This window comes from Mycobacterium sp. NGS62 (assembly GCF_059812285.1).
Genome location: NZ_JCALCK010000008.1, coordinates 33,432 through 45,995 on the forward strand (window position 1 = coordinate 33,432; position 12,564 = coordinate 45,995).

A 12,564-nucleotide genomic window follows, 5' to 3' on the forward strand; every position below is an offset into this window, starting at 1 on the left:
ATCGATTCCTCGGACAGGTCCGGCCGGGCTCCTCTAGCTTGAGCGCATGAGCGTGTACAGGGTCACCGACCTTATCGGGACGAGCACGGTGTCGTGGGAGGACGCTGCGGCGCAAGCAGTGCGACGGGCGCAGGAGACCATCGACGACATCCGCGTCGCCGAGGTTGTCGAGCAGGATCTGGCCCTGGACGCGACGGGTGGGATCACCTACCGCACGAAGCTCCGGCTCTCGTTCAAGATCAGGCCGCGAGGGTCTACCGCCTAGCCGCGCAGCTGCCGGACGATCCGCAGCGCGGGCAGCAGCACGCTGCGCGGCGCGAACCGGCCGCCCATGCTGGCGACCTTGGGAACGATCCCCGGCACCACGCTGCGCTTACCCTCGAGCATCCCCGCGATCGCGGCTTCAGCTACCTCTGGCGGCGAGACCTGCGCGATGCGAACGTTCACGTGCTCGGCATCGGCGATCTGGGCCCACTCGGTGGGCACCGGACCCGGACACAACACCGTGCAGGAGACTCCGGTTCCGTGCAGCCCCTCGTGGACGGCTTCGGAGAAGGTCTGAACAAAGGCCTTGGTGGCCGAATAGACCGCCATGCCCGGCAACGGCTGAAACGCCGCGATCGAGGCGATGTTGAGCACCGCACCGGCGCCGCGTTCGACCATTCCGGGCAGCGCCGCGTGCGTGAGTTCCATCAACGCCAGCGCGTTGAGCGTGATCTGTTCGCTTTCCCGCTCGACCGGCAAGGTATGAAAAGCACCGCTGGTGCCGAAGCCGGCGCTGTTGCACAAGCCGGCGATCGGTGTGTTGGCGATGTGCTCGACCAGCGCTACCCGGCTTTTGATGTCGGCCAGGTCGAGGGGCATGACGTCGACGCCGACCGAATGTTGGTCGCGCAGTTCGTCGGCGAGCTCGTCGAGGCGGTCACGACGCCGCGCGACCAGCAGCAGCGGGTAACCGCGCCGGGCCAGGCCGCGGGCCAGCTCGGTGCCGATACCGGAGGAGGCACCGGTGACGACGACGGTTGCCTGATTGTCAGGTTTGGGCAGGCTCATGATCACTCACCAATGAATTCCGCGGGTCGCTCGCACGAACGTCTCGCTGCGCTTGTCGAATTTGTTTGTGTCCCCGGGCTTTTCGCTGCCCTGAGCGGCTGCGGAGTCGTCGAACATACTGAACGCACGGTTGCGGACCAGGTCCATCACCAGCGGGCTGACGGCATCAGCGACCGCGGCGAACTGGCCGAACGGTGAGCTGACCCGACGTGGTCGGTGCACGATCGCGTCGGCGAGCACACCGGCTGCCTGATCGGGCGTCAGCGTCGGGAATTTGTCATACATGGTGGTCGGGCTGATCATCGGGGTGCGAACCAGCGCCATGTGCACGGTGGTGAACCGGACGTCGTCGTTGACTGTTTCGGCTTGCAACGCGTCGCAGAGCGTGTCGAGGGCGGCCTTGCTGGCGATGTAGGCGCCGAAGCGCGGTGCGCGGGTCTGCACGCCCGCCGACGACACGTTGATGATCTGGCCGAAGCCACGCTCTCGCATCCCCGGGGTGAATTTGAGGATGAGTTGCACCGCGCCGAGGTAGTTCAACTGCATGGTGCGCTGGTAGTCGTGGATCCGGTCGTAGGACAACTCGAGCGAGCGCCGAATGGAGCGCCCCGCGTTGTTGATGAGGATGTCGACTCCGTCGAGATCGGCCAGCACCTGGTCGGCCATCGCGGCGATGGCGTCCATGTCGGACAGATCGCACGGATAGATGTGAGCAGTCCCGCCCTCGCCGCGGATGTCGTCGGCGACTTTCTCCAGCTTCTCCGGGGTGCGCGCAACGAGCACCACCTCGCCGCCGGCGCGGGCGATTTTCTTGGCGGCCGCTTCCCCGATGCCCGACGACCCGCCGGTGATCAGGCTGACCCTGCCATCCACGGCGTCGCGCAGCGAGCGGCCCTCGACCGCGTCGAGCAGATTTCGCAGATAAAACGGGCGGTAGCGGCCCGCGGAGTTCGGAGTGTTGACGATGTTGGACACCGCGGCCACTGGCTTTGCTACGAGGTTGGTGAGGTCACCGAGATTCATGGGTCGAGTCTGCTACACCGCAATGGCGGGTTTCGGTGATTCGTGGGCAATCGGGTTGTTACGTCAGGCAATCGCCCCGTGACGGCGGCCTAACGGCCGCGCAACCCTTGGATGGTCGGCTATCGGTATGGAATCGCTCTACGACAGAATCGGCGGCTACGAAGCGCTCGAAGTGGTTGTCGAGGACTTCTACGCGCGTGTGCTTGCCGACGGTGAACTCGCAGTCTTCTTCGCGGGGACGAATATGAACCGGCTGAAAGGCAAGCAAGCCGCCTTCCTGGCCGCCGCGCTGGGCGGGCCGGAACCCTACTCCGGCGCGTCGATGAAGCAGGTGCATCAGGGCCGGGGAATCGCCATGCACCACTTCAACCTGGTGGCGGGTCACCTGTGTGACGCGTTGGCGGCGGCCGGAGTAACCGCCGAGACGATCAGCGAGATCGTTGCACTGCTCACCCCGCTGGCCGGCGACATCGCCTCGGACGTCGAGGCTGCGCGGATCTGAGTTCGGGTTTTCTCTCGCCGAGCGTGAAACTGTTGCGAAATTTCGCGCGATTTTTCGCAATGGCTTCACGCTCGGTGCACGAACGACAATGGACAATGCATCCATGCCGCAAACGTTCGACGAGCTGGTGGCGGAAGCCGCCGCAGCCCCGGTGGACGGCTGGGATTTCTCCTGGCTAGACGGGCGCGCCACCGAACAGCGCCCGTCGTGGGGATATCAGCGGCTGATGAGTCGGCGGCTGGCGGACGCGTCGGCCGCGCTGGACCTGCAGACCGGGGGCGGCGAAGTGTTGTCCGGCGCCGACAAGTTTCCGCCGACGATGGCCGCCACCGAGTCCTGGCCGCCGAACCGGGCTCGTGCCGCCAAGCTGTTACACCCCCGCGGCGTGGTGGTCGTCGCGACCACCGACGAGCCGGTGTTGCCGTTCGCCGACGAGGCGTTCGATGTGGTGACCAGCCGCCATCCGATCACGTTGTGGTGGAGCGAGATTCACCGGGTGCTACGACCAGGCGGCACCTACTTGGCCCAGCACGTCGGGCCGGCGACCATGGTCGAGCTGATCGAGTTTTTCCTCGGACCAAAGCCGGCGGTGGGAGCCGAACGGGACCCTGCCGTCGAGCGGGCCCAGGCAACCGCCGCCGGTCTGGAGATTCTGGACATGCGGATGGAGCGACTGCGCGCAGAGTTCTTCGACGTCGGCGCCGTCATCTACATTCTGCGCAAGGTGATTTGGACGGTGCCCGACTTCACTGTCGACCGCTACCGAGACCGGCTGTGTGAACTCCACCAGCGCATCGAGGCGCAGGGCCCGTTCGTCACGCATTCCACCCGGACGCTTGTCGAGGCCCGCAAGCCCGGGCAATCGACCTGAGTCACCCGTCGGCCCGCAGCACATCCAGCGCGTGCTGCAGGTCCGGCGGGTAGGGGCTGACGATCTCCAGCTGCCGACCGTTGCCCGGATGGGTGAACGACAGCGCTCGCGCATGCAGCCATTGCCGTTCCAGGCCAAGCTTTTTCGCCAGCTTCGGGTTGGCGCCGTAGGTCAAGTCACCGCAGCACGGGTGGTGCAGGGCCGCGAAGTGCACCCGAATCTGGTGGGTGCGACCGGTTTCCAGGTGGACGTCGAGCAGGCTCGCCGCCACAAACGCTTCCAGGGTGTCGTAGTGAGTGAGGCTGTGCCGGCCGTTGGCGGTGACGGCGAACTTCCAGTCGTGGCTGCGGTGCCGGCCGATCGGCGCGTCGATGGTGCCGCTGGACGGATCCGGATGTCCCTGCACCAGCGCGTGATAACGCTTGTCGACCGTGCGCTGTTTGAACGCACGCTTGAGTGCGGTATAGGCGCGATCGGAGATCGCCACCACCATCACACCCGACGTGCCGACGTCGAGGCGATGCACGATGCCCTGCCGTTCATGGATGCCCGACGTGGTGATTCGGTAACCGGCGGCGGCCAGCCCGCCCAGCACCGTCGGCCCGCTCCATCCCACCGACGCGTGGGCCGCCACCCCTGCGGGTTTGTCGACGGCGACGATGTCCTCGTCGGAGTACAGCACCGTCATGCCCTCGATGTCGACGGGCGTGTTCTCCAGCGGTGCGGGCGCCTCAGGCAGCCGGACGTGCAACAAGGCGCCGGCGGCCAGCCGATCGGACTTGCCTGCCGGCACGCCGTCCAGTTCGACTTCGCCGTCTTCGGCCAGAGCCGCCGCGGCGGTTCGCGACAACCCCAGCAGACGCGCCAGCCCCGCATCCACCCGCATGCCCGCCAACCCCTCAGGGATCGGCATCGACCGGTCAGGCATCGGGCTTACGGCGGCCCACGGTGTCGAAGTCGAAGCCGAACACCGACAGCGCGACCAGCAGGATCGCTCCGCCCACCACCGACGGGTCGGCCACGTTGAACACCGGCCACCAGCCGATCGACAAGAAGTCCACGACATGGCCGCGCAGCGGGCCCGGGGAGCGGAAGAACCGGTCGACCAGGTTGCCCATCGCGCCGCCGAGGATCATGCCCAGCCCGACGGCCCACCACGGCGAGACCAGCCGACGTCCCATCCAGAAAATGCCGACCACCACGCCGGTGGCGATCAGCGTCAACAGCCAGGTGTATCCGGTTGCCATCGAAAACGCCGCCCCGGAATTGCGCACCAAAGTCCAGGTGACGGTGTCGTCAATGATCGGCACCGGTTGGCCCGGGGTTAGCAGTTTGACCGCGATCACCTTGGTGATGATGTCGAGCGCCAGCACGACCGCCGCGACCGAAAGCAGCAGGCGCAGCCGTCGCGGCGGCGCGGGAGCTTCGGCGTCTCCCGCCGTCGTGACCGGCTCGGCCGATCGTGTTGGTTCCTCAGTGGACAAGCGCCGCTCCTCCTCATCGCTTCGTCCCCAGCTTCGCGGGGACCCCGCTGCATCGTCTCGCCGGCGGCTACACCCCTATCATCCCAGCATGGGCCGCCTCACCGTTATCGCCACCGGCGGCACGATCGCCACCAGCACGGATGCCGACGGTGTGCGACGGCCGACCCGCGGCGGCGCCGACCTGACCGCCGGCCTCGACGTGGACGTGGTCGACGTGCTGGCGCTGGACAGCTCGCAGCTCACACCGGCCGACTGGGATGTGATCGGCGCGGCAGTGCGGGCCGCCGCCGAGCACGGCGCCGCGGGGGTGGTCGTCACCCATGGCACCGACACTCTCGAGGAGACGGCGCTGTGGCTGGACCTGACGTATGGCGGCCCGGTCCCGGTCGTTCTCACCGGAGCGTTGCGCAGCGCCGATGCGCCCGATGCCGACGGCCCGGCCAACCTGCGCGACGCGCTGTCGGTGGCGGCCAGTTCTGCTGCCCGCGACCTGGGGGTGCTGGTGTGTTTCGGTGGGCGGGTGCTGCAGCCGTTGGGTCTGTACAAGGTGGCGACGGGCTTCACTGGGGCGCTGCTGGGCACCGTCGACGGTGGGATCGCCGAACCGAAAGCCCGCCCCTACCTGGGCGAGTTGAGCGCCGCGGCCGGCCCGCGGGTGGACATAGTCGCGGTCTACCCGGGCAGCGACGCGGTGGCACTGGATGCCTGCGCCGCCGCGGGCGCGCGGGGCGTGGTGCTGCAGGCGCTGGGATCGGGTAACGCCGGCGCGGCGGTGATCGACGGGGTGCGCCGGCTTCGTGCCGACGGCGTGGTGGTCGCGGTGTCCACCCGGGTCGCCGGCGGCCGGGTCAGCCCGGGTTATGGCCCCGGCCGCGACCTGGTCGACGCCGGCGCGGTGATGGTGCCGCGGCTGCCGTCCAGTCAGGTCCGGGTGCTGGTGATGGCGGCCCTGGCCGCGCAACTACCGGTGCGCGACGTCGTCGGCCGCTGGGGCTGATTCGACCAGCGCCGCAACGTATTCCGGCCACTGGAGGCTGTCGATGGGATTGGCGGGAGTGAGTTCGCCGGTGACGAGGGGAAACGTGCGGGCCGGGCCCGGTCCGGTGCTGCGGGTTTCGAACCGCACCGTGACCACGCCGTGGCCGGCGCCCTGCACCCAGCCGTGCCCGAACGCGCGGTGCATGACGTCGTCGCCGATCCGCCACGTCGTCGCGTCCGGCTCCACGTCTGCGGCGTGATCGGCTTCCGAGGTTTCCGCCGAGACCTCCAGGCCAGGGAACAGCGATTCCTGGCGGACGTCGGACAGACCCGAAAACCCAACGCCGAGTAGCCGAATCGGGCCGACTTGGCGCGGATCCAGCAGCAGGCGGCGAGCCACCGCGGCCAACGCGGCGGCATCGGCGGTGGCATAGGGCAGGGTGGCCGAGCGGGTCAGTGTGCTCATGTCGGATTTCTTCAACTTCACCGTGACCGTGCGCGCGCCGCGGCCATCGCGGGACAGCCGCTGGTGGGCGTGCTCGGCGATCGGGCCGACCGCGTCGCGCAATTCGTCGAGGGTGGTCAGGTCGGCCGGGAAGGTGGATTCGGCGCTGATCTGCTTGGCTTCGGCACGTTCGGCGACCGGGCGGTCGTCGATGCCGCAGGCCAGCCGGTGTAGGGCGGGGCCGATCGTGGCGCCCAAGATGCTGGCCACTTCGGGCTGGCTCAGCGCGGCCAGCTGCCCGATCGTTTCGATGCCGAGTCGATGCAGCTTCTCTTCGGCGACCGGGCCTATCCCCCACAGCCTGCGCACTGGAAGCCCGCCCAGCAGCGCCGTCTCCTCGGCGCGCCTGACCACCCGGATCCCGTCGGGCTTGGCCAGACCCGAGGCGATCTTGGCGATCTGCTTGCCCGAACCGGCGCCGACGGAAGCGACCAGGCCGGTCTCGTCGCGCACCCGTCGACGCAGGTCCTCGCAGTAGGCCTCGACGTCGGCGGCTGAGGAGCCGGCCAGTTCCGAAGGCTCGGCGAACGCCTCGTCGAAGGACAGCTGCTCGACGACGGGCACCGCGTTGCGTACGGTCTCGAACACCCGCCGGCTGGCCACCCCGTAGACCACCCCGCGCGGCGGCAGCACTACCGCCTGGATGCCGACGAGTCGACGGGCCTGATGCATCGGCATCGCCGAACGGGCGCCGAAAACCCGGGACTCGTAGCTGGCGCCGGCCACCACGCCACGGCCCCCCAGCCCGCCGACCAGCACCGGGCGGCCGCGCAGGGTCGGTCGAGTGAGCTGCTCGACGGACGCGAAGAACGCGTCCATGTCGAGGTGCAGCACCCAGCGGGAGTCCACAGCAATCGATGCTATTGCGCTAGCGTCTGAATCCATGGCCATGAATCTGTGTCACCGGTTGTGTTGCAGCTCGACCCGCTACTTCAAAGCTGTCGAGGACGGGCTGCTGCCATGGGTGCTCGGCGACATCGACTTGGGCGACAACGTGCTCGAGATCGGACCGGGTTACGGCGCCAACATCCGGGTGCTGATCGACAAGACCCCGCACTACACCGCCGTGGAAATCGACCCGCCGATGGCGCAGCGGTTGCAAGGACGGTACGGCGAGCAGGCGCGCATCATCAACGGGGATGGCACCGACACCGGGCTGCCGTCCGACGAGTTCAGCTCGGTCGTGTGTTTCACGATGCTGCACCATGTGCCGACACCAGCGTTGCAGGACCAGTTGTTCGCTGAGGCGTTTCGGGTGCTGCGGCCTGGCGGAGTGTTCGCGGGCAGTGACAGCGCGGCGTCAACCCTGTTCTCGATTTTGCATTTCCGCGACACCTGCAACCCGGTGTCGCCGGACACCCTGCCGGACCGGTTGCGCGCGGCGGGTTTTGACGATGTCGACGTGGATGCTAATCGCCGTCGACTACGCTGGCGCGCGGCCAAGGCCTAGCTGTTGCGCCGAGATCGACGCTAGCGCCAAAAATCGTGACAAATCCAGCGCTAGCGTCGATCTCGGTGCTAGACCTTGGTCAGCGATACCCGCACGCCGTCGCCGATTTCCACAGCATCGACGGGCTCGCCGAATTCGAAGCTGGTGGCCAGGATTTCGCCGGCGATCAGCTCCGAGTGTGCGCGTGCCCAGTCGGCCCGCTCAGCAGGCACCGACATCACCACGCTGATGCGGTCGGAGACGTCGAGGCCGGTCGACTTGCGTAGCTCCTGCAGCTCGCGGATGCGGTCTTTGGCCCAGCCTTCGGCTTCCAGTTCAGGGGTGACCGTGCCGTCGAGCACCACCAGGCCGGCGCCGTCGGGCAGCGCGGCGGTGTACTCCGGGTCCGCTGCCACCAGCCGGGAGCTGTACTCCTCGGGCTGCAGCACCGCCGGCCCGGCGGTCAGCGTGCCGTCGTCGTTGACGACGCCCTCGCCGGCTTTCACCGCTTTGATGGCCGCCTGCACGTCTTTGCCTAGCCGCGGTCCGGCGACCCGGGCGTTGACGGTGAGCTCGAATCGCCCGTAGCGGGCGATGTCCTCGGTGAGCTCGATGCTTTTCACGTTGAGCTCATCGGCGATCAGGTCGGTGAACGGCTCCAGTTGCGACGGATCATCGACGGCCACAGTAAGTTTCGGTAGTGGCAGCCGCACCCGTAGCTGTTTGGCTTTGCGCAACGACGACGCGGCCGAGCACACCTCGCGGACCAGGTCCATGGCGGCAACCAGGTCGGTGTCGGCGGGCACCTCGCCGGGGGCCGGCCAGTCGGTGAGGTGCACCGAGCGTTCGCCGGTGATATTGCGCCAGATAACTTCGGTGGTCAGCGGTAGCAGCGGCGCAGCCAGCCGCGCGGTCACTTCCAGCACAGTGTGCAAGGTGTCGATCGCGTCGGCGTCCTCCTCCCAGAACCGCTGGCGCGACCGCCGCACATACCAGTTGGTCAGTGCTTCGGTGAACTGGCGCAGCTGCTCGCAGGCGCCGGAGATGTCGCAGACGTCCATCTCCGCGGTGAGGTCCTCGCGCAGCGCCGCCAGCTTGGCCAAGATGTAGCGGTCCAGCACATGCCGCGAGTCAGTGCGCCAGCTCCCGACTTTCGGCGCGTACAGCGCCAGGAAGCTGTAGGCATTCCAGAACGGCAGCATGACCTGGCGCACGCCCTCGCGGATACCGGGTTCGGTGACGATCAGGTTGCCGCCGCGCAAAATCGGCGACGCCATCAAAAACCAGCGCATCGCATCGGAGCCGTCGCGGTCGAACACCTCGGACACGTCGGGATAGTTGCGCAGCGACTTGCTCATCTTCTGACCGTCTGAGCCCAGCACGATCCCATGTGCCACACAGGTTTTGAACGCGGGCCGGTCGAACAGCGCAGTGGCCAGCACGTGCAGGGTGTAGAACCAGCCGCGGGTCTGGCCGATGTATTCGACGATGAAATCGCCCGGGTAGTGGGTGTCGAACCAGTCCTCGTTCTCGAACGGGTAGTGCACCTGGGCGTAGGGCATCGACCCGGAGTCGAACCACACGTCGAACACGTCGGGGATACGCCGCATCGTCGAGCGCCCACTGGGGTCGTCCGGATTAGGCCGGGTGAGCTCGTCGATGTAGGGGCGGTGCAGGTTATCCGGGCGCGCCCCGAAGTCGCGTTCCAACTCGTCGAGACTGCCGTAGACGTCGACGCGCGGGTAGGCCGGATCGTCAGAGGCCCACACCGGAATCGGGGTGCCCCAGTAGCGGTTTCGGGAGATCGACCAGTCGCGGGCTCCTTGCAGCCACTTGCCGAACTGGCCGTCCTTGACATGCTCAGGATACCAGGTGATCTGTTGGTTGAGTTCGACCATGCGGTCCCGGAATTCGGTCACGCGGATGAACCACGACGACACTGCCCGGTAAATCAACGGGTTTCGGCAGCGCCAGCAGTGCGGGTAGGGGTGCTCGTAGGTTTCGTGGCGGATCAGCACCGCGCCGTTGGCCGCCGCAGCGCCGGTTCCGTTCTTCAGGTCGCGGATGATGTGTGGGTTGGCGTCGAAGACGTGCTGCCCTTGGTAGTCCGGGACGGTGGCGTCGAAGCGGCCTTTGGCGTCGACGGGTGTCACCGGCACGATGCCGGCCAGGGCGGCGATGTCCATGTCGTCTTCGCCGTAGGCCGGGGCCATGTGCACGATCCCGGTGCCGTCGTCGGTGGTCACGAACTGGCCGGGCAGCACCTGAAACGCGTTGGGCGAGTCCATGAAATACGGGAACGGCGGCACATACCGCAGACCCACCAGTTCGGCTCCGCGATACCGGGCCAGCACTTCGGGTTCGTCGCCGAATTCTCGCGCATATGCGGCCAACCGGGCCTCGGCCAGCACCACCCGCCGGTCACCGACCTGCACCTGCACGTAGCTGACCTCGGGATTGACCGCGACGGCCAGGTTGGACGGCAGCGTCCACGGGGTCGTCGTCCACACCAGCAGGTAAGCGCCGGCCAGTTCCCCGTCGGACACCCGGAACCCGACCGTGAGCGCCGGGTCCTGGCGGCTCTGGTAGATGTCGTCGTCCATCCGCAGCTCGTGGTTGGACAGCGGCGTCTCGTCGCGCCAGCAGTACGGCAACACCCGATAGCCCTCGTAGGCTAAGCCCTTGTCCCACAACTGCTTGAACGCCCAGATCACCGACTCCATGTAGGACAGATCCAGCGTCTTGTAGTCGTTGTCGAAGTCGACCCAGCGGGCCTGGCGGGTCACATAGGCCTGCCATTCGTCGGTGTAACGCAACACCGATTCGCGGCAGGCCTCGTTGAACGCGGCGATACCCATCGCGTCGATCTGCGATTTGTCGGTGATGCCGAGTTGTCGCTCGACCTCGAGTTCAGCCGGCAATCCGTGGGTGTCCCAGCCGAACCGGCGCTCCACCTTGTATCCGCGCATGGTGCGATACCGCGGAACGATGTCTTTCACGTAGCCGGTGAGCAGATGCCCGTAGTGCGGCAGGCCGTTGGCGAACGGCGGGCCGTCGTAGAACACGTATTCCTCGGCGTCGGCACGGCGGGTGATGCTGGCACGGAACGTGTCGTCGTGGTCCCAATAGTCGAGGACCTCGAGTTCTGCTGCCGGGAAGTCGGGCGCGCCGCCGGTCGGCTTCGGATAGGTCAAAACGTCGTCTCCCTGTGCCACGTCTCTGGCCGGGGACGACGGACGCGCCGGTAGGCGCGAGCGCCGCGGTACCACCCCGCTTGCCGCACCGAAGCGCGACCGCTCTACGACGGCTGTGACGGGCCTACCCGTTCGGTTCTACTGGGCCTGAAGGGGCTGTTCTTCCGAAGGCTCCCCGGTGATGGCCGGATCGACGCCGCTGCAGCGATTGTACGGGGCGGACGCAAATCCGAATCAGTCCAGCGCCGCCCTCGCGCCGGCGAAATTGTCGGCCCGCAGCACCAGGCGGGTGTTGGTCGCAAGGTAGACGGTTTCCAGGTTGACCTGCGCGGCGCCCAGCTTGTGCACGGCCTCGCCGAGCGCGCCGGGGCGGTCCTCCACATCGAGCACGATCACCTCTTGCTCTTCGGCGATTTGGATGCCGGCATCCTGCAAGGCCTCGAATGCCGATGTGGCGTCGTGGACCAGGATATGAACCTTGGCCTGCCCGCCCCCGCTGGTGACGGCGCACAGGCCGGCGATGTTGACGCCTGCCTGGCCCAGCACGTCGCCGACTTGGGCCAACTCGCCTGGGTCGTCGTCGAGATAGAGCATCAGATCGGTGGCCATGCGCGCTCCCTTCGGACCGGCTCGGGTACGTCAACGCTACTGCGGATCCCGACGCCGGTGGAAGCACAGCAGCGCTCGGTATGCTCACAATGCTTTCCCGCCAACCGCGTGGGAGGAGGTGCGGCGGTGCGGCTGAATGTGGCGCTGTGGGCCGTCATCGCACTTCTGGCGGCGTTTTGGCGCTGGCACAGCGCCCCTGAGCCACCGACACCGATGCCCGCGACGAAATCGTCGTTGCCCGCGGCCGCCGCCATTGGTCCCGGTATTGCGATCGCCGCCTCCTACGCCGATGGTTCAGGTGGCATGCGCTGCACCGCGGGGTTTTTGGTGCGGTCGAGCACCGGACATCCCGGCATGCTCTCCGCGGGACACTGCAACCGTCCCGGCGGGCCCGGCACAGCTGCCATCACGTATGCGGTGACCGACACCTACGAGATGGTGGGCACCTTCGCGACGACGGTGTTCGACGGCGACGGCTGGGGACACCACGACATCGCGGTCATCGCGCTGGACAGCCCCGGCGCCATCCCGCTGACGTCGGATATCGCCGACCGGATGGCGGTGACCGACGTCGACGACAATGTCACCGAAGGCGAGCAACTCTGCCATCTCGGCGTTCGCACCGGAATGCAGGTCTGCGGGCCGGTCGTGAAAAACAGCGGCGGCAAGGTCGCATTCGCGGCGCCTACCGGGTGCGGTGATTCCGGCGGACCGGTCTACACCGTTCGCCCCGACGGCACCGCCGCCGCGGTGGGCGTGCTGGTCGCCGGTTCCAACGGCGACGAATTCAAGCCGGGCTGCGAAAGGTCGGCGCGGTTCTCGGTGGCCGAGCTCATCAAGCCGTGGCTCGACGAGTGGCAGCTCACGGTCGTCACCACACCGGCCCAGCCGTAGCCGTCAAACGTCCACGAAACCG

The 12,564-nt window shown here is 67.4% G+C and carries 13 protein-coding genes; 6 read left to right on the top strand and 7 right to left on the bottom strand.

Going from position 1 to position 12,564, the window contains the following annotated elements; all coding sequences use genetic code 11:
- The first annotated feature begins 46 nt into the window (after window positions 1-46).
- On the top strand, window positions 47-265 hold the full coding sequence (locus AC5Y49_RS18450) for a dodecin family protein (protein WP_065013640.1): 219 nt from the start codon (window positions 47-49) through the stop codon (window positions 263-265).
- Here AC5Y49_RS18450 and AC5Y49_RS18455 read toward each other — a convergent pair.
- On the bottom strand, window positions 262-1,053 hold the full coding sequence (locus AC5Y49_RS18455) for an SDR family NAD(P)-dependent oxidoreductase (RefSeq protein WP_499889593.1): 792 nt from the start codon (window positions 1,051-1,053) through the stop codon (window positions 262-264). The two genes, AC5Y49_RS18450 and AC5Y49_RS18455, sit on opposite strands and share 4 nt — an antisense overlap.
- A 6-nt stretch (window positions 1,054-1,059) precedes the next feature.
- Window positions 1,060-2,076: an SDR family NAD(P)-dependent oxidoreductase gene (locus AC5Y49_RS18460; RefSeq protein WP_499889595.1), complete on the bottom strand. Its 1,017-nt coding sequence runs from the start codon at window positions 2,074-2,076 to the stop codon at window positions 1,060-1,062.
- Between the two features lie 127 nt (window positions 2,077-2,203).
- On the opposite strand from AC5Y49_RS18460, the gene AC5Y49_RS18465 reads away from it, so the two are divergent.
- Both AC5Y49_RS18465 and AC5Y49_RS18470 read left to right on the top strand, forming a co-directional pair.
- Window positions 2,204-2,578 (top strand): group I truncated hemoglobin, encoded by a 375-nt coding sequence (locus AC5Y49_RS18465; RefSeq protein ID WP_499889597.1) that lies wholly within the window; start codon window positions 2,204-2,206, stop codon window positions 2,576-2,578.
- 103 nt (window positions 2,579-2,681) lie between these two features.
- Window positions 2,682-3,449 (top strand): class I SAM-dependent methyltransferase, encoded by a 768-nt coding sequence (locus AC5Y49_RS18470; RefSeq protein ID WP_499889601.1) that lies wholly within the window; start codon window positions 2,682-2,684, stop codon window positions 3,447-3,449.
- 1 nt (window position 3,450) lies between these two features.
- Here the strand turns inward: AC5Y49_RS18470 and AC5Y49_RS18475 are convergent, their stop codons facing one another.
- A complete protein-coding gene (locus tag AC5Y49_RS18475) occupies window positions 3,451-4,377 on the bottom strand; it encodes an RluA family pseudouridine synthase (RefSeq protein ID WP_499889605.1) in 927 nt (308 codons plus the stop codon).
- The gene (gene lspA, locus AC5Y49_RS18480; protein ID WP_499889607.1) at window positions 4,370-4,933 is read right to left on the bottom strand and encodes a signal peptidase II; all 564 of its coding nucleotides are present in this window, start codon (window positions 4,931-4,933) and stop codon (window positions 4,370-4,372) included. Before lspA ends, AC5Y49_RS18475 begins: the two co-directional genes overlap by 8 nt.
- 88 nt (window positions 4,934-5,021) lie before the next feature.
- Here lspA and AC5Y49_RS18485 point away from each other — a divergent pair, with 88 nt between their 5' ends.
- Window positions 5,022-5,930, top strand: coding sequence for an asparaginase (locus AC5Y49_RS18485; RefSeq protein WP_499889611.1), 909 nt, complete (start codon window positions 5,022-5,024; stop codon window positions 5,928-5,930).
- Here the strand turns inward: AC5Y49_RS18485 and AC5Y49_RS18490 are convergent.
- Window positions 5,895-7,265, bottom strand: a complete 1,371-nt coding sequence (locus AC5Y49_RS18490) for a DNA polymerase IV (RefSeq protein WP_499889613.1) — start codon at window positions 7,263-7,265, stop codon at window positions 5,895-5,897. The two genes, AC5Y49_RS18485 and AC5Y49_RS18490, sit on opposite strands and share 36 nt — an antisense overlap.
- A gap of 34 nt (window positions 7,266-7,299) precedes the next feature.
- Here AC5Y49_RS18490 and AC5Y49_RS18495 point away from each other — a divergent pair, with 34 nt between their 5' ends.
- Window positions 7,300-7,866, top strand: coding sequence for a class I SAM-dependent methyltransferase (locus AC5Y49_RS18495; protein WP_499889616.1), 567 nt, complete (start codon window positions 7,300-7,302; stop codon window positions 7,864-7,866).
- A 68-nt stretch (window positions 7,867-7,934) separates the two neighbouring features.
- Here AC5Y49_RS18495 and ileS read toward each other — a convergent pair whose 3' ends face one another.
- Window positions 7,935-11,039 (bottom strand): isoleucine--tRNA ligase, encoded by a 3,105-nt coding sequence (gene ileS, locus AC5Y49_RS18500; RefSeq protein WP_499889618.1) that lies wholly within the window; start codon window positions 11,037-11,039, stop codon window positions 7,935-7,937.
- A 234-nt stretch (window positions 11,040-11,273) separates the two neighbouring features.
- Entirely contained in the window at window positions 11,274-11,648 is a 375-nt protein-coding gene (locus AC5Y49_RS18505) for an ACT domain-containing protein (protein ID WP_499889620.1), read from the bottom strand.
- Between the two features lie 126 nt (window positions 11,649-11,774).
- On the opposite strand from AC5Y49_RS18505, the gene AC5Y49_RS18510 reads away from it, so the two are divergent.
- A complete protein-coding gene (locus AC5Y49_RS18510) occupies window positions 11,775-12,542 on the top strand; it encodes a chymotrypsin family serine protease (RefSeq protein ID WP_499889622.1) in 768 nt (255 codons plus the stop codon).
- Window positions 12,543-12,564 lie beyond the last annotated feature (22 nt).

What these genes read in the sequence shown, in the direction of transcription:
- AC5Y49_RS18450 (WP_065013640.1), top strand. Translation starts at nt 47, where the DNA reads ATGAGCGTGTACAGGGTCACCGACCTTATCGGGACGAGCACGGTGTCG.
- AC5Y49_RS18455 (WP_499889593.1), bottom strand. Translation starts at nt 1,053, where the DNA reads ATGAGCCTGCCCAAACCTGACAATCAGGCAACCGTCGTCGTCACCGGT.
- AC5Y49_RS18460 (WP_499889595.1), bottom strand. Translation starts at nt 2,076, where the DNA reads ATGAATCTCGGTGACCTCACCAACCTCGTAGCAAAGCCAGTGGCCGCG.
- AC5Y49_RS18465 (WP_499889597.1), top strand. Translation starts at nt 2,204, where the DNA reads ATGGAATCGCTCTACGACAGAATCGGCGGCTACGAAGCGCTCGAAGTG.
- AC5Y49_RS18470 (WP_499889601.1), top strand. Translation starts at nt 2,682, where the DNA reads ATGCCGCAAACGTTCGACGAGCTGGTGGCGGAAGCCGCCGCAGCCCCG.
- AC5Y49_RS18475 (WP_499889605.1), bottom strand. Translation starts at nt 4,377, where the DNA reads ATGCCTGACCGGTCGATGCCGATCCCTGAGGGGTTGGCGGGCATGCGG.
- AC5Y49_RS18485 (WP_499889611.1), top strand. Translation starts at nt 5,022, where the DNA reads ATGGGCCGCCTCACCGTTATCGCCACCGGCGGCACGATCGCCACCAGC.
- AC5Y49_RS18495 (WP_499889616.1), top strand. Translation starts at nt 7,300, where the DNA reads ATGGCCATGAATCTGTGTCACCGGTTGTGTTGCAGCTCGACCCGCTAC.
- AC5Y49_RS18505 (WP_499889620.1), bottom strand. Translation starts at nt 11,648, where the DNA reads ATGGCCACCGATCTGATGCTCTATCTCGACGACGACCCAGGCGAGTTG.